This window comes from Chitinivorax sp. PXF-14, from assembly GCF_040812015.1.
Lineage (GTDB): Bacteria > Pseudomonadota > Gammaproteobacteria > Burkholderiales > SCOH01 > JBFNXJ01.
This window is the reverse complement of record NZ_JBFNXJ010000013.1, coordinates 99,303-114,752: the sequence shown is the minus strand read 5'-3', so window position 1 is coordinate 114,752 and position 15,450 is coordinate 99,303. Positions and strand designations below refer to the sequence as shown.

At 62.3% G+C, this 15,450-nt stretch carries 18 protein-coding genes; 10 read left to right on the top strand and 8 right to left on the bottom strand.

Features of this window, described 5'->3' with window-relative positions:
• The first annotated feature begins 21 nt into the window (after nt 1-21).
• Genes pdxJ through ABWL39_RS15675 form a run of 4 tightly spaced genes read left to right on the top strand, consistent with a single transcriptional unit; the run spans nt 22 to nt 3,197 of the window.
• The gene (gene pdxJ / locus ABWL39_RS15690) at nt 22-762 is read left to right on the top strand and encodes a pyridoxine 5'-phosphate synthase (protein ID WP_367793260.1); all 741 of its coding nucleotides are present in this window, start codon (nt 22-24) and stop codon (nt 760-762) included.
• Nucleotides 759-1,157: a holo-ACP synthase gene (acpS, locus tag ABWL39_RS15685; RefSeq protein WP_367793257.1), complete on the top strand. Its 399-nt coding sequence runs from the start codon at nt 759-761 to the stop codon at nt 1,155-1,157. The genes pdxJ and acpS overlap by 4 nt, the downstream gene beginning before the upstream one ends.
• 14 nt (nt 1,158-1,171) lie before the next feature.
• Entirely contained in the window at nt 1,172-2,239 is a 1,068-nt protein-coding gene (nagZ, locus tag ABWL39_RS15680) for a beta-N-acetylhexosaminidase (RefSeq protein WP_367793410.1), read from the top strand.
• Between the two features lies 1 nt (nt 2,240).
• Nucleotides 2,241-3,197, top strand: a complete 957-nt coding sequence (locus tag ABWL39_RS15675) for a cation diffusion facilitator family transporter (RefSeq protein WP_367793254.1) — start codon at nt 2,241-2,243, stop codon at nt 3,195-3,197.
• Between the two features lie 42 nt (nt 3,198-3,239).
• Here ABWL39_RS15675 and ABWL39_RS15670 read toward each other — a convergent pair whose 3' ends face one another.
• The gene (locus tag ABWL39_RS15670; RefSeq protein ID WP_367793251.1) at nt 3,240-4,205 is read right to left on the bottom strand and encodes an SPFH domain-containing protein; all 966 of its coding nucleotides are present in this window, start codon (nt 4,203-4,205) and stop codon (nt 3,240-3,242) included.
• Nucleotides 4,153-4,635, bottom strand: a complete 483-nt coding sequence (locus ABWL39_RS15665; RefSeq protein WP_367793248.1) for an NfeD family protein — start codon at nt 4,633-4,635, stop codon at nt 4,153-4,155. Before ABWL39_RS15665 ends, ABWL39_RS15670 begins: the two co-directional genes overlap by 53 nt.
• Before the next feature lie 121 nt (nt 4,636-4,756).
• On the opposite strand from ABWL39_RS15665, the gene ABWL39_RS15660 reads away from it, so the two are divergent.
• The 4 genes from ABWL39_RS15660 (at nt 4,757) to tilS (ending at nt 9,096) form a co-directional block, all read left to right on the top strand.
• A complete protein-coding gene (locus ABWL39_RS15660; protein ID WP_367793245.1) occupies nt 4,757-6,280 on the top strand; it encodes a cyclic nucleotide-binding domain-containing protein in 1,524 nt (507 codons plus the stop codon).
• A gap of 50 nt (nt 6,281-6,330) precedes the next feature.
• Nucleotides 6,331-6,741: a flagellar assembly protein FliW gene (gene fliW, locus ABWL39_RS15655; protein WP_367793242.1), complete on the top strand. Its 411-nt coding sequence runs from the start codon at nt 6,331-6,333 to the stop codon at nt 6,739-6,741.
• Nucleotides 6,742-6,818: 77 nt separating this feature from the next.
• Nucleotides 6,819-7,784, top strand: coding sequence for an acetyl-CoA carboxylase carboxyltransferase subunit alpha (locus tag ABWL39_RS15650; protein WP_367793407.1), 966 nt, complete (start codon nt 6,819-6,821; stop codon nt 7,782-7,784).
• The gene (gene tilS, locus ABWL39_RS15645; protein ID WP_367793238.1) at nt 7,756-9,096 is read left to right on the top strand and encodes a tRNA lysidine(34) synthetase TilS; all 1,341 of its coding nucleotides are present in this window, start codon (nt 7,756-7,758) and stop codon (nt 9,094-9,096) included. The genes ABWL39_RS15650 and tilS overlap by 29 nt, the downstream gene beginning before the upstream one ends.
• Nucleotides 9,097-9,112: 16 nt before the next feature.
• On the opposite strand, the gene ABWL39_RS15640 is transcribed toward tilS, so the two are convergent.
• The 4 genes from ABWL39_RS15640 to ABWL39_RS15625 form a co-directional block, all read right to left on the bottom strand.
• Entirely contained in the window at nt 9,113-9,508 is a 396-nt protein-coding gene (locus tag ABWL39_RS15640; RefSeq protein WP_367793235.1) for a response regulator, read from the bottom strand.
• A gap of 2 nt (nt 9,509-9,510) precedes the next feature.
• Nucleotides 9,511-9,987, bottom strand: coding sequence for a bacterioferritin (bfr, locus tag ABWL39_RS15635; RefSeq protein WP_367793233.1), 477 nt, complete (start codon nt 9,985-9,987; stop codon nt 9,511-9,513).
• Nucleotides 9,988-10,062: 75 nt separating this feature from the next.
• Nucleotides 10,063-10,257, bottom strand: a complete 195-nt coding sequence (locus tag ABWL39_RS15630) for a bacterioferritin-associated ferredoxin (protein ID WP_367793230.1) — start codon at nt 10,255-10,257, stop codon at nt 10,063-10,065.
• 79 nt (nt 10,258-10,336) lie between these two features.
• Nucleotides 10,337-10,696 carry a DUF2325 domain-containing protein gene (locus ABWL39_RS15625; RefSeq protein WP_367793227.1) on the bottom strand — a complete coding sequence of 120 codons (360 nt, stop codon included), beginning with the start codon at nt 10,694-10,696 and terminating at the stop codon, nt 10,337-10,339.
• Between the two features lie 181 nt (nt 10,697-10,877).
• Between ABWL39_RS15625 and ABWL39_RS15620 the strand changes: the two genes are divergently transcribed.
• Both ABWL39_RS15620 and rdgC read left to right on the top strand, forming a co-directional pair.
• Entirely contained in the window at nt 10,878-11,453 is a 576-nt protein-coding gene (locus ABWL39_RS15620; RefSeq protein ID WP_367793224.1) for a C40 family peptidase, read from the top strand.
• Between the two features lie 83 nt (nt 11,454-11,536).
• Nucleotides 11,537-12,448 carry a recombination-associated protein RdgC gene (gene rdgC, locus ABWL39_RS15615; RefSeq protein WP_367793221.1) on the top strand — a complete coding sequence of 304 codons (912 nt, stop codon included), beginning with the start codon at nt 11,537-11,539 and terminating at the stop codon, nt 12,446-12,448.
• Between the two features lie 233 nt (nt 12,449-12,681).
• Here rdgC and ABWL39_RS15610 read toward each other — a convergent pair whose 3' ends face one another.
• The gene (locus ABWL39_RS15610; RefSeq protein ID WP_367793218.1) at nt 12,682-14,235 is read right to left on the bottom strand and encodes an aldehyde dehydrogenase family protein; all 1,554 of its coding nucleotides are present in this window, start codon (nt 14,233-14,235) and stop codon (nt 12,682-12,684) included.
• Nucleotides 14,232-15,353 (bottom strand): saccharopine dehydrogenase NADP-binding domain-containing protein, encoded by a 1,122-nt coding sequence (locus ABWL39_RS15605; protein WP_367793215.1) that lies wholly within the window; start codon nt 15,351-15,353, stop codon nt 14,232-14,234. Before ABWL39_RS15605 ends, ABWL39_RS15610 begins: the two co-directional genes overlap by 4 nt.
• Nucleotides 15,354-15,450 lie beyond the last annotated feature (97 nt).

The following is a 15,450-nucleotide window of genomic DNA, read 5'->3' as shown; positions in this document are numbered from 1 at the left end:
CTGGCATGTCAGGAGCGAAACATGATTCAACTGGGCGTCAACATCGACCATGTCGCAACGTTGCGGCAAGCTCGAGGCACGCGTTATCCGAGCCCGATTCAGGCCGCCGTCATCGCCGAGTCGGCCGGGGCTGATGCGATCACGCTGCATCTGCGGGAAGACCGGCGGCACATCCAGGATCGCGACGTCGAGATTCTGCGCGAAGTGCTGCAGACGCGCATGAACCTGGAGCTGGCCGTGACCGACGAAATGCTGGCCCATGCACTCAAGATCAAGCCGCACGATGCCTGCCTAGTGCCGGAACGGCGCGAGGAATTGACGACGGAGGGCGGGCTCGACGTGGTGCGCAACCGGGATCGCGTCAAGCAGGCGATCGACGAATTGACCCGAGCCGGCAGCCGGGTGTCGCTGTTCATCGACGCTGATCGAGAGCAGATCGAGATGGCGCACGCGCTTGGCGCACCCTGCATCGAGATTCACACCGGTCGTTACGCCGAGGCCGACACCATTGGCGAGATGAGCCAGGAACTCGAACGTATCCGCGACGCCGTGGCATTCGGCACCGGCCTGGGCTTGCGCGTCAATGCAGGCCATGGGCTGCATTACCACAATGTGCAGAAGGTCGCAGCCATCCCGGGGGTACGTGAATTGAACATCGGCCATGCCATCGTCGCGCAAGCGCTCTTCGTCGGCTTCAAGGAGGCCGTGCGCGAGATGAAGTTGCTGATTGATGCCGCATCCAAGATGCAATCGCACACGTGATTTACGGCATTGGCACCGACATCGTCGAGATCGCCAGAATCGAATCTGCGCTATCGCGGCATGGCGAGCGGTTTGCCCGCAAATTGCTCTCAGACGAGGAGTGGCAAGAGTTTCTCCTCAAAGGCCAGGCGGCGGCCTGGCTGGCCAAGCGCTTCGCCGCCAAGGAGGCCTTTGCCAAGGCGCTTGGCACGGGCATCCGGGGTGAGGTGACCCTTCCCCGCATTGCCGTCCGTAACGATGCACTGGGCCGCCCGGTGCTGGTTCTCGATGCCAGGCTGCTAGCCTTACTCGACGAACGCAAGATTCGCGCCATGCATCTCAGCCTGAGCGATGAAAGGCAGTTTGCTTGTGCTTTCGTCGTGCTCGAAACCTTACACAAGGTTCCTTCTTCATGATTCCCCCTCTGCCCATGGCCCTTGGCCCCGTGATGGTCGACATCGCCGGCAAGACACTGACTGACGCCGAACGTGAACGCCTGCTTCACCCCAATACCGGTGGCATCATCCTGTTTTCGCGCAATTACGAGTCGCCAGAACAACTCAAGGCACTGACCGCTGAGATACATGCGCTGCGCAACCCGCCGCTGCTCATCGCGGTGGATCATGAGGGAGGGCGCGTGCAACGTTTCAAGTCCGGCTTCACGCGTTTGCCACCCATGCGGGAACTGGGGCGGCTATGGGACGAAGCCGAGCACAAAGCAGCGCTCCATACGGCCGAACAGGTCGGCTGGGTAATGGCCGCCGAGCTGCGTGCCTGTGGCGTCGATTTCACCTTTGCGCCCGTGCTCGATGTCGACCACGGGCGTTGTGCGGTCATCGGCGATCGTGCATTCCATGCCGACCCGGCTGTGATTGCTGCTCTGGCACATGCCCTGCAGCTCGGACTGAAGCGGGGCGGGATGCCGTCCGTGGGCAAGCACTTCCCCGGCCACGGCCATGTGGCGGAGGATTCGCACCATGAATTGCCTGTCGATGAGCGCTCATTCGAGCAGATCGAGGCTGTCGATCTGAAACCGTTCGAGCAGATGATCCACCATGGGCTGACTGCCGTGATGCCGGCGCACGTCATCTACACGGCGGTCGACAGTCGCCCGGCGGGGTTTTCGTCGCTGTGGCTGAAGGATATCCTGCGGCAGCGCCTTGGCTTCGATGGCGTCATTTTCAGCGATGCGCTCGACATGGAGGGAGCAAGCGTCGCCGGCACCATGGCACAGCGGGTGGATGCCGCCCTCGATGCGGGTTGCGACATGGTGTTGGTGTGCAACAAGCCGCAGCAGGCCGACGAGGTATTGCGCCAGCTGCACCGGCCCGTCAATCCGGCAAGCCTGGCCCGTTACGCGAGGCTGCACGGCAAGCCGCACCCACCCACCCTGAGCCAGTTGCGCGAGCAGGCCGAGTTTGCGGCTGCCGTGCATGCCGTCGGGGCTGTCGGCCTGGCAAGTGCGGATCTGCCATTTCCACCCGTCGGTGAGGCCTAGCATGGCCGCGCATGCCCATCACGATCACCACGGCCACGACCATCCGCATGACGAAAGCCATGGGGGCCACGCCCATGCCCATCACCATGGCGCCAGTCTCACCTGGGCACTGGTTTTCACCCTGGGTTTCGCTATCGTTGAAGTCGTTGGTGGCCTGCTCTCTGGCTCGCTTGCGCTGTTGTCCGATGCGGGGCACATGGTATCCGACGTCGTCGCGCTTGCGCTGGCTGCGTTTGCCCAGCGCCTGGCCGTCCGCCCTCCGTCCAGCCGGCACTCTTACGGCTTCGGCCGGGCAGAAGTCGTCGCCGCACTGATCAATGGCCTGTTGATGTTGATGGTGATCGTCTGGATTGCCGTCGAGGCCGTGCAGCGCCTGCTGGCGCCGCACCCCGTAGCCGGTGGGACCGTCATGGTGGTGGCTGGGCTGGGATTGCTGGTGAACGTCATCGTGGCTTTCGTGTTGTCCCGCGACGCGCATTCGCTGAATACGCGTGCAGCCCTGCTGCACGTGATGGGCGACTTGCTCGGCTCGGTCGCGGCGCTGCTTGCCGGGGCGGTGATCCAGTTCACCGGATGGATGCCGATCGACCCGATTCTCTCGGTGCTGGTGGCGGGTCTGATCCTGTTTTCGACTGTCAGCCTGATTCGCCATGCGCTGCAGGTCTTGATGGAAGGCGTGCCGGCCGATCTCGATTTCGAGGCGATCGGCAAGGCGATTGCGGTGATTCCCGGCGTGCAGTCCGCCCATGACCTGCACGTGTGGAGCCTGAGCTCAGGGAAGGTGGCGTTGTCGGCTCACCTGACGCTGAACTCGCTCGAGCAGTGGCCGCGCATCCTGCCGCAGGCGCGCCTGATGCTGAAGCAGCGCTTTGCCATCGAGCATGTAACCTTGCAACCTGAGCCAGCCGATCTCGGCCAGCGTTACCAGGTCCAGATCCCTATCGTCGCCAGGGACTGAGCCCACGGGCCTTGCGGCGGGCGATGCCTGGTGGCGATTGCTTTACTCCTGCTTGCCCGCAGCCTCTGCCGAGGTATTCTTTACCACGCTCATTACCGTGGCGACGAGCCCGCCGACATCGCTGAGATTGCCGGGCAGGATCAGGGTGTTGCCAGTCTTCGCCAGCTTGCCGAATGCCTCGACATACTGTTCCGCCACCTTGAGGTTGACCGCCTCCATGCCGCCCGGTTGGCGGATCGTCTGCGCCACCATGTGGATGGCCTCCGCGGTGGCCCGGGCGACCAGGCGGATGGCCTCGGACTCGCCTTCCGCACGATTGATGGCCGACAGCTTTTCGCCTTCCGACTGGTTGATGGCCGCCTGGCGTTGGCCTTCCGAACGCTGGATGGCCGCTGCACGCTCGCCGGTCGCGAGGTTGACCTGTTCCTGCTGGCGCCCCGACGAGGCCGCGATCAGCGCGCGTTTCTCGCGTTCGGCGGTGATCTGCTGCTGCATCGCGTGCAGGATTTCTTTCGGCGGCGTCAGATCCTTGATTTCGTAGCGCAACACCTTCACGCCCCAGTTGGAGGCCGCCTCGTCCAGCGCAGCGACGACCGCGCGGTTGATGTCGTCGCGTTCCTCGAAGGTCTTGTCGAGCTCCATCTTGCCGATCACCGAGCGCAGTGTGGTCTGCGCCAGCTGCGTGATGGCGAGGATGTAGTCGCTCGAGCCGTAGGAGGCGAGCTTGGCGTCGGTCACCTGGAAGTAGAGGATGCCATCCACTTGCAGCTGCGTGTTGTCGCGCGTGATGCACACCTGGCTCGGCACATCGAGCGGCACTTCCTTGAGGACGTGGCGATAGGCCACGCGGTCGATGAAGGGGAAGACATAGTTCAGCCCGGGCTGCAGCACCTCGTGAAATTTGCCCAGCCGCTCCACCACCCAGGCATTCTGCTGGGGGACGATGTTGATCGTCTTAATGACGAAGATGATGGCGACGACGAGCAATACGATCAGGATTTCGAACATTGGGGCTTCCTTCTGGGCGTTGTTCGGAAAGCAGCAAGGTGGAGCCGCGGGTGTCGCAGATATACAACACAGCCGCTTGGGGGTGGCCGCCGAGCAATTCGGCATCCCATTCCGTCCCGCGGTAGGCCACGCGGGCGTGGGTGTCGTCCAGCCACTGCAGCACGCGCACGGTCTGGCCGATGTCGAGGCTTTGCGACTCGGGGGGCTGGCGCTTGAGTTCGGCCTGGCGATGTTTGTAGAGGACCAGCACGCCGCCCGCGCCAATGCCGGCAGCCAGCATGAGCTGGCTGTAGTCGTTGAGGCCGATCCAGCCGCCAAGCGCGGCAAACAGGAAGGCCGTCCCGAGGATCAGCATGTAGAACGTTCCGGTAATCAGTTCAATACCGAACAGGGCGATGCCCACGATAAGCCAGAACAACGGTGATTGCACGATGGCGCCTGCTACAGGATGGTCCGCAACGCCCCATCTTAAGCCAAACGCAGGGATGGCGTCAGCCTGCTAGACTGAACTATTCTCCATGGCCGCATATATCTCGGAGCCCCACCTACGCATGGCCAACAACTGGTTAGAGGAACTCGCCGTCCACGGCACCGGGCTGGATCGCATCACTACCCTCGCGCTCGCCGTCGCGCTGATGGCGGCCCTGTATGTCACGCTGCCGCGCGACCGCATGACACTACGGCGCTACGGCATATTCTTCCTGGTTTGCTGGCTGGTTCAGCCGCTGACGGGGCAGCTCGACCAACTCGATCTGCCGATGGGCAGCAGCGTGCTGCACGAGGCGTTGACGCTCGGCACCGGCATGGTGCTGATCAAATTGCTCGGGCTGTTGCTGTTCCGTGTCGTGTTGCGCGCCTTGCGGCTCGAACTGCCACGCATTCTCGAAGATGTATCGGTCTTCGTGTTCTACATCGCATTCGGCCTGGTGCGCATGCGGGTGGCTGGCGTCGAGCTTGGGCACATCATCACCACCTCGGCCGTGATCACTGCCGTCATCGGTTTCTCGATGCAGGATACCCTGGGCAATGTGCTGTCGGGCCTGGCGCTGCAGCTCGACCACTCACTCGACATCGGTGACTGGATCAAGGTGGGTGAAACGGTGGGAAAAGTCAGCGAAATTCGCTGGCGTTCAACGCGAATCGAGACGAATGATCTCGAAACCGTGGTAATCCCCAATAGCATCCTGATGAAGAATGACTTTATTTTACTGGGCAAACAGGGGGACCTGCCGGCGCCGGTGAGGCGATGGGTGCATTTCAATTCCAGCCTGTCCGCGCAGCCGCATCGTGTGATCAGCATCGTGGAAAAGACCTTGCGCGACGCCAACATCCCGTTTGTCGCCCGCGATCCGGCGCCGAGTTGTGTCCTGGTCGACTTCGACCACGGCACGGGGCGCTATGCAGTCCGTTACTGGTTGACCGACATGACACAGGATACCCCGGCCGACTCGTCGATCCGCGTGCATGTATTCAACGCACTGCAACGGGCCGGCTTGCGCATCGCCATCCACGAGTACCACCTCTACACCTCGACCAACGATTACAAGGACACATCGATACTGAAACGTGAGGAGTTGAAACGCCGCCTCGACGCGCTCCGCCATATCGACCTGTTTGCGCGCATGGAGCCCGATGAGCTCAATCTGGTGGCGGAACAACTCGTCTATGCGCCGTTCGCGGCGGGCGACGTGATCAGCCGGCAGGGTGCGGTGGCGCATTGGCTCTACATCATCAAGGCTGGCAGTGCCGAAATATGGCGGGAGTCGGAACAAGGGCGCCGCCGCGTGGGCGAGCTCAAGGAAGGCAGCTTCTTTGGTGAGATGGGGCTGCTGACTGGCGCGCCGCGCTCGGCCACGCTGATCGCCATTACCGATGTCGAATGCTACCGCCTGCACAAATCGGCGCTCGAAGAGATACTGACGGCCCGGCCGGAGCTGGCTGCGGAGCTTTCCGAAGTGATCGCCGAGCGCGCGCGCGAACACGCGGACGAACCGGCTGGTGGCTATAATCCCCAGGCAACGATGCAAAGCAGCGAGCTCTTGGCAAAGATCAAGCGCTTCTTCAGCCTGACCTGAATTGAGACAAAGGTCGACATAATCGCGATGAGCGATGGAAGGGAGACAAGATGCAAGTTCAATCCACCCAGTTGGGCGTGATCGATATCGATCCGCAGTCAATCGTATCGTTCCCGATACCGATTCCGGGCTTCGAACAATCGCAGCGTTACAAGCTGTTTCACGAGGACAAGGAGCAGCCCGTCATCCTGTGGCTGCAGTCGCTGGACGAGCCCGATGTCACGTTCAGCCTGGTCGACCCGGCGGTGCTCGGCCTGAACTATGAAATTGCGCTGAGCGATGAAGAGTCGGCTACGCTGGGCGTCAGCGACCCCAGCACCGTGTCGGTGTTGCTGATGGTGGCGAGGGAGGGCGATGCGATCGCCCCCAAGCCATACGCGCCGATCCTGATCAACACCAGCACCCGCATCGGCATGCAGAAGCCCGATGTGCGTGCCAGCATCGTTTTCAGCAATCTGTAGCAGCGTTTTTAGCAATTGGGGCGAGGCCGCCGCTGCGGTATCATGGGCGCCCCGTTTAACACGGTATAGCCATGTCGATCAAAACCACTTTTCTCGATTTCGAGTCACCCATTGCGGATCTCGAAGCCAAAATCGAAGAACTGCGTTATGTGCAGGATGATTCGGCCGTCGATATCTCGGAAGAGATCGGCCGCTTGCAGAGCAAGAACCAGGAGCTGACCAAGTCCATCTACGGCAAGCTGACGCCTTGGCAGATTTCCCAGGTTGCGCGTCATTCTCAGCGCCCTTATACGCTCGACTATGTCAAAGGGCTGTTTACCGATTTCGATGAATTGCATGGCGATCGGGCGTTTGCCGACGATCCGGCAATCGTCTGCGGCATTGCCCGCTTCAATGGCCAGTCCGTTGTGGTGATGGGACATCAGAAAGGCCGCGACACCAAGGAAAAGATCTACCGTAATTTCGGCATGCCACGGCCAGAAGGCTACCGCAAGGCCTTGCGGCTGATGAAGCTGGCGGAAAAGTTCGGCATGCCGATCTTTACCTTCGTCGATACCCCGGGTGCTTACCCCGGCATTGGCGCGGAAGAGCGGGGCCAGTCAGAGGCGATTGGCCGCAATCTGTTCGAGATGTCCAAGCTGCGCGTGCCGATCATCGTTACGGTGATCGGCGAGGGTGGTTCCGGCGGCGCGCTGGCGATCGCCATCGGCGATATCGTGCAGATGCTGCAATATTCGACCTACTCGGTGATTACGCCCGAGGGCTGCGCCTCCATCCTGTGGAAGAGCGCTGAGAAAGCCTCGGAAGCCGCCGAGCTGCTGGGTATCACCGCCAACCGCCTGAAGACGCTGGGCCTCGTGGACAAGGTGATTAGCGAGCCCTGCGGCGGGGCGCATCGTGACCATGCTGCCATGATGCTGGCGCTCAAGAAGTCGTTGCAGGATGGGCTGCGCTCGCTGCAGAGCAAGTCGCTCGATGAGATCATCACCGCCCGTTACGAGCGTTTGATGGGCTATGGCAAGTTCAAGGAAATCGCCGCTTGAGTCGCGCCTGAAGCGCGCGCTCATCTCTTCGCTCCAACCGTTTGCCGGCCAGCCCGTTGCCATCGCCTTGAGCGGCGGGCTGGATTCTGTCGCGCTGCTGTCCGTCGCAAGCCAGGTAGCGCCATCGTTCGGCATTGCGCTCTCGGCTGTCCACGTCAATCACAACCTGAGCCCGAACGCGGCCAACTGGGCGCAATTCTGCGCCGAGCTGTGCCGGGGGCTGGGCATTCCGCTGTCCACCCATTCCGTGCAGTTGCAGCGCCGGGGCGGAGAAAGCCTTGAGGCGGTAGCCCGCCAGGCACGCTATGCCTGCTATGCCCAGGCCAGGGTCAGTGCCGTGGTGCTGGCCCAGCACGCGGACGATCAGGCGGAAACCGTGCTGCAGCAGCTGTTGCGCGGTGGCGGCGTGCGAGGCGTGGCGGGGATGCCGGCAAGCCGTGTCCTGCCATCCGGGCAGCATGTATTACGGCCCTGGCTTGCTGTCTCGCGGGCACAACTGGTCGAGTATGTCGCCGAGCGCCAGTTGGTGTGGGTAGAGGACGAAAGCAACCTCGATACGCGCTACGATCGCAACTTCATCCGTCACCGGGTGTTGCCGGTTGTGGCGGAGTCTTATCCGCGCGCGCCAGCTGTCCTGGCGCGGTCTGCCCAGTATTTTGCCGAGGCGTCTGCGATCGCCGACGATCTGGCCCAGGCCGATTTTTGCGGCGACCTGGCCTTGGCCCAGCTCGATGTCGCGCCCTTGCTGGCGTTGCCGGCCTACCGTGCGAAGAACCTGCTGCGCTGGTTCCTTAGCCATTACCTTCCTGCGCTCGATGGCGCCTTGCTGGAAGAGGCGCTGCGGCAGATTCGCGAGAGCCGGCCCGATGTGGCGATGGCAGTCGAGATGGGGGAGGGCGCGTTGCGTAGGCATGCGGCACGCATCCACTTCGTGCGGCCAGTCTCGCTTGCGTTGCCGGATGTCGTGATCGACTGGCAGGGGCAGGACGCCATCACGCTGCCGGCGTGGGGCGGGGCGCTCCAGTTCGTCCGGCAAGCCCGGGGCGGAATCGCCCGCGCCCGGCTCGAACAGACGCTGCACATCACTCGGCGCCGTGGCGGGGAGCGCATCCAGCCCGCGGGCTCAGCGCATCACAAGACGTTGAAACAGATCTACCAGGAGCAGAGCGTGGCGCCCTGGCTGCGTGAGCGGCTGCCCCTGATCTACGCCGGGGACGGTTTGCTGGCCGTACCCGGCCTGGTATGGTGCCATGATGCACGGGCAGCGGCCGGCGAGCCTGGCTACCTGCTGCAATGGCAGTTCGACCTGTAGACCGCGATGGGCCTGTTTACTGGCCAAGTCGCTCCAGCATGGCCGCCACGGTTTTCGAATTGACCGGTTTCAGCAGGATGTCGTCGAAGCCATTGCTCATGAATAGCTTCTTGTCTTCCTGCTGGGCGTGCGCCGTGTAGGCGACGATCTTGGGCTGGCTGGCGCCGCCCTGGCTGCGTATCACCCGGCATAACTCGAGGCCGGTCATGCTCTGCATGCCGATCTCGAACAGAATGAGCTCGGCGCCATGGCTGGTGATGCTGTCCAACGCAATGCCGGCGGCGGGGAAATCGCTCACCGCCCAGCCTTGCTGATCCAGCATGGCGCGCAGCAGCTTTCGGCTGACCGGGTCGTCGTCGACGATGAGCGCCCGCCGGTTTGGAACGGGCTGCCTGACGAAGTGGGACGCCATGATCAGCTGGCGGACGAGGCGTTCAGCTGGGTGTAGTTCTGGATACCCATCTTGGCGACCAGATCGATCTGGGTTTCGAGCCAGTCGATATGCTCTTCTTCGCTCTCCAGAATCTCTTCGAACAACTCGCGCGACACGTAGTCCTGCACCGTCTCGCAGTAGGCAATGGCTTCCTTCAGCAGCGGGAGCGCCGTCATCTCGAGCTTGAGGTCGCACTTGAGCACTTCCTCTACGTTCTCGCCGATCAGCAGCTTGCCCAGGTCCTGCAAATTGGGTAGCCCCTCGAGAAACAGGATACGCTCGATCAGCTTGTCGGCGTGCTTCATCTCGTCGATCGATTCGTGATGCTCGTGTTCGGCCAACTTGTGCACACCCCAGTTCTTGTACATTTTGGCGTGCAGGAAATATTGATTGATGGCGGTCAGCTCGTTGAGCAGTGCCTTGTTGAGGTAGGAAATGACTTTCTTGTCACCTTTCACGACGGGCTCCCAATGCTGGCTGGATAACGAATCTCAGCTTAGCACAGGGCGCGTGGAAAGGTAGAGGGCGGACAGTCAGGCCGCGTTGGGGATGGGCTCGGCGATGTCGAGCAGGGCCGCGTTGAGGACGTCCCGCGCATGGCAGGCGCAACGCCCGCACTGGGTGGCCACGCCAAGCTCGTGGCGCAGGTCGCGCATCGAGCAGCAGCCCTGGTTCACGGCTTCACGGATATGGGTATCGGTCACGGCGTGGCAAATGCAGACGTACATGATGCTCCGCTTTCACTGTCTGAAATAACTGTGATGAGATGTATTATCAATTATTTTGATGCAAAAAGACAAGTGATAATTAATCGTATTTGCGTTTTGCTACGGCTTTGCCTTTGCCATGCTTGCAGCCCTCGCAGATGCTGGCCTTTTCCTGCTGCGACAGGCCGTCGAGAGATTGCTTCAGCGCGCACACCGAACGGCGGCAGGCGACGAATCTGACCTGATGCTCGTTGGCCAGTTCGCGGAAATGGCGCATGACGTTGTGGCCGAGAAAGTCGGTGAACAGAATCATCAGCTCCGTTTCCTTCGGCAGGCTCGGCAACTTACGCTGATGGGCTGCGTTACGGCCGCTGATGTGGCGGCAGATGTGGATGCCGTACTCGGCAAGCGTGTCGGGGATGTTGCCGAGCGTGTCGGCGCCGATCAGCATGGCATTCATGGCGAGCTCCTTTTGTTTAATTGAGAATTATTATCAATAAAGAATGACAAGGCGTCAAGCGCGGCATATAGCGGGCGATGCGCGGTACCCTGCAATATGAGCCTATAAATAATCATTAATATTCATGGTGCAAGCAGCTATACTTCATGTCAGACGTTAAAAGACTTGTGGTTGGTGCCCGATGCGTGCAAACAAGCCCTCGCTGTTGCTCCTCTCTTACATGCTGATGGCCACAGGCCTGGTGGGCTGCGCCTATTCCCCGCCCGGCGGCGTAAATGCCCCGGGCAAGCCGGTGGCGGCCAGCACGCCGTCGGCGGCGACGGTTGCCAAGGTCAGGCCAGCCCCGGCACCGAGCAACGCCCCCAGAGCCGTGCTGAGCCCGGATGCCCAGGAAGTGGTGCTGTATGCCCTGGGCCTGCTCAATGTCGACTATCGCTTTGGCGGGGCCAATCCGGAGAGAGGTCTTGATTGCAGCGGCATGGTCAGCTACATCTATGAGCAAGCGGTGGGGGTGCGCCTGCCGCACAATGCCGCGCAGATCGCCAGGCTGGGCCGCGAGATAGCCCGCGACGAGCTCGAGCCGGGTGACCTGGTTTTCTTCAATACGATGAATCGCCAGTATTCCCACGTGGGCATCTACATCGGCGAGGACCGCTTTATCCATGCGCCCGCCACCAATGGCCGCATCAAGGTCAGCAGCCTGCGCTCGAGCTATTTCGCGCAACGCTTTGACGCGGCGCGCCGCTATTTCAATTGAGCCGTTACGGCTGATTCAGCTTATGCAAGCGCAGGCCAGCTGCGTTAAAATGCGCGGCCTTCGCTAGCAACGGACAATCCAGCATGTGGTTCAAGAATCTTCAGCTTTTCCGCCTCCAGGCCGCATTTGAGCTCGACCCGGCCCAGGTCGACGAGGCCCTGCGCAAATCGCAGTTCCAGCCTTGCGGCAAGATGGAAATGAGCAGCATCGGCTTTCGTACGCCGCGCTCGCAGCAGTCCGACAGCCTGGTCTACCCGATCGCGGGCTGCTTCCTGATCAATCTGGCGGCGGAAGAGAAGATCCTGCCCGGCTCGGTGGTCAAGGAGGTGGTCAATACCCGTGTCGCCGAGATTGAGGAGCAGCAGGACCGCAAGGTTGGCAAGAAGGAGCGGCGCGACCTGACCGAGCGCGTGACGGAAGAGCTGCTGCCGCGCGCCTTCAGCCGTATTCGCAGCACCTGGGCTTATATCGACCCCGCCAACCGCTGGATCGTGGTCGACGCGGCATCGCCGAAAAAGGCCGAGGAAGTGGTCGAATGGCTGCGCAAATCCATCGACACGCTGCGTGCGAGCCCCGTGCGCACCGAGGGCAACCCGACCATGGTGATGACCGGCTGGCTGCAAACGGCCGAGCCGCCGTCAGGCTTTACCATCGACGACGACTGCGAACTCAAGACGCCGGGCGACGAGGGCGCGGTGGTGCGCTGCAGCCGCCAGGATTTGAATGCCGCCGAGGTACGCAATCACCTCGATGCCGGCAAGCTTGTCACCAAGCTGGCGCTGACCTGGGACGACTGCCTGTCCTTCGTGCTGACCGAGGACCTGCAGGTCAAGAAGCTGGCCTTTCTCGACATGCTGCAGGAGCAGGCCAAGGACAGCGGCGCCGATACGGCGGAAGAGCAATTCGACGCCAACTTCACGATCATGTCGGGTGAAGTGGCGAAATTCCTGCCCGATCTGCTGGATGTGCTCGGCGGCGAGGCGGCAACGGCCTGATCGACTGGTCAGACTGAGCACAGGGCCCGCACGAGCGGGCCTTGTTGTTTGGGGCGGCTCGAGCGGCAGCACCTGCAACGGGAGCGGTGCGCGTGCTTGTTTCAACACCATGGAATCCGGCCGGCTGGATATGGCATGGCGGCGGGCCTTGGCGGGCAGCCCATGATGTCACTGGCGGACAGAAAAAAGGCCGCACAAGGCGGCCAAAACTCGGAGCGTCAGGGTAAACCGTTTCAAACGTCGAACTTGATGCCCTGTGCCAGTGGCAGGGCGTTGCCGTAGTTGATGGTATTGGTGGCGCGTCGCATATAGTTCTTCCAGGCGTCCGAGCCCGATTCGCGGCCGCCGCCCGTTTCTTTTTCGCCACCAAAGGCGCCGCCGATCTCGGCGCCGGAGGTGCCGATATTGACATTGGCGATGCCGCAGTCGGAGCCGGCTGCCGACAGGAAGCGCTCGGCCTCCTGCATGCGGTCGGTGAAGATCGCTGAGCTTAGGCCTTGCGGCACGCCATTCTGCAGCGCGATGGCCTGGTCCAGCGTGTCATAGCTCATCACGTAGAGGATGGGCGCGAAGGTTTCGTGACAGACTACGGGCAGGTTGCCGCTGACGCGCACCAGCGCTGGCCGCACATAGAAACCGTCGCCCGGCACGCCTCGAGTCACACGCTCGCCGCCGTAGACGATCTCCGCGCCTTGCTCCACGGCATCCCTGAGTGCCTGCTGCTGGGCGGCGAACGAAGCCTCGTCGATCAGTGGGCCGATCAGCACGCCGGCTTCGCGCGGGTCGCCTATCGGTAGGGTTTCATATGCCTTGATCAGGCGCGGCAGCAACTGTTCGATCACCGATTCGTGCACGATCAGGCGGCGCAAGCTGGTGCAGCGCTGGCCTGCGGTGCCCGCAGCGGCGAAGACGATGGCGCGCAGGGCCAAGTCTAGGCGCGCGCTATCGGTGACGATCATCGCGTTGTTGCCGCCCAGCTCCAGCAGCGAGCGGCCGAGGCGGCCGCCCACCGTGGCGGCGACAGCCTTGCCCATGCGCACCGAGCCGGTAGCCGAGACGAGCGGGACAAGCGGCGATTCTGTGATTTGCCTGCCGGTCTCCGTCAGACCTTGCACGATCTGCGAGAGCCCGCGCGGCGCGCCGTCGAAGCTGGCGATCACGTCATCGACGACCGACTGCACCGCGAGTGCGCACAACGGCGCCTTCTCGGATGGTTTCCACACCACGGCATTGCCGCAGATGAGCGCGAGCATCGCGTTCCATGCCCATACCGCCTGCGGGAAGTTGAACGCGGTGATCACCCCGACGACACCGAGCGGATGCCACTGCTCCATCATGCGATGCTCGGGGCGTTCGGAGGTAATGGTCAGGCCATGCAACTGGCGCGACAGGCCAACCGCAAAATCACAGATATCGATCCACTCCTGCACCTCTCCTTCCGCCTCGGCCGTGATCTTGCCGGCTTCCAGCGTGATCACGCGGGCGAGCTCCTGCTTGCGCGCACGCACGGCCTCACCGATCTGGCGCACCAGCTCGCCCCGCCTGGGCGCCGGTATGCTGCGCCATTGCAGAAAGGCCGCCTGGGCCTGCGCCAGGGCTTGCGCCGTCAGTACGGCATCGCTTGGCACGAGCTGCCCCAGGCTGGCGTGGTCGATCGGAGAGCGTTGCACATGGGCATCGCCGTGCGCGAAGCAGGCTTCGCCATTGACGATGGCCGATGCCCAGGTGTCGCCGTTGCGATAGCGCCCCAGTCTGAGCGCATCGATGAGCTGGTTGTCGAGCTTCATACCTTCACCTTTTCCGCATGTTCCGAATCGGTGTCGTAGTAGCGGCCGAAGCGGTTGTTCAGGAATTTGCCGAGGTCGACCTGCTCCTGGCGCACGAAGCCCCGGTTCGGCAGCTGCCCGGTGCGGTGCAGGTCGATGACGGCGGTGGCGCCGGCCGAGGTGGTGAGCTGGATCGAGCTCCAGTGCTCGCCGTAAATGTCCTGATGGTAGATCTTGCGGGCATCGGTTTCCTGCATGTAGAAGCCGTCCTTCCAGCCCGCCGCCGCGCAGTAGACCAGCACCACGTCCTGGCGCGTCACCGGCAGGGCGTTTTCCATGATCTCCTTGAGCTGCTTGCGGCGCTCGATTTGTGAGCCCATCTTCAGGCCGTTGATCAGGAAATCCATCAGGTACTGGTGGCCGGGATAGCGCACCGTCTTGTAATTGAGCTCATTGATGCGGCCATCGAGCGTTTCGCACAGGGTGCCGAGCCCGCCCGAGGTGTTGAACGCCTCATACTCGAGGCCGTCGAGCGCGAAGTTTTCCAGGCCCTCGAGCGCCAGCACGTCGATCTTCCTGCCGCCGACGATGGCATCGCACGGGTTGCAGTATTCGTTGATCAGGCCGTCGGTGGACCAGGTCAGGTTGTATTTCAGGTGGTTGTGCGGGTATTGCGGCAGGGCGCCGACGCGCATCTTGACGCTGTCGAGCCGGTCGAAGCGCTTTGTCAGCTCGTGCCCGAGAATGCCGATGAAACCGGGTGCCAGGCCGCATTGCGGCATGAAGATCTGGCCGTCGCGTGCCTCTTGTGCCAGGGCGCGGATACGGCGTGTGGTCTCCACGTCCTCGGTCAGGTCGAAATAGCTGACGCCAGCCTGCAGTGCGGCCTCGGCAATGGTCGGGTTGACGTCGAAAGAGCAGGCCGACAGCACGGCCCTTTGCCCAGCCAGCGCGTCGCGCAGCTGCGACATCGAGCTGACGTCGAGCGTCAGGGTATGGAGCGGAAGCACCTTCTTCAGGCGCGCCAGTGCCGTCTCGTCACGGTCGCCGACGGTGACCTGGTAATCGCCGCTGTGATGCAGCAGCTTGGCGATCGACGCGCCGATTTTGCCGGCACCGAGGATGAGGATGGGGTACATGATGTTGTCTCCTGCTTTTTTTGCTTTGGGTTGAACCTGCCCCTGGTGTTGACTTGGCCGGCGTACCAAGGCTCGTGGCCCAGGTGCGCCGGCTGGC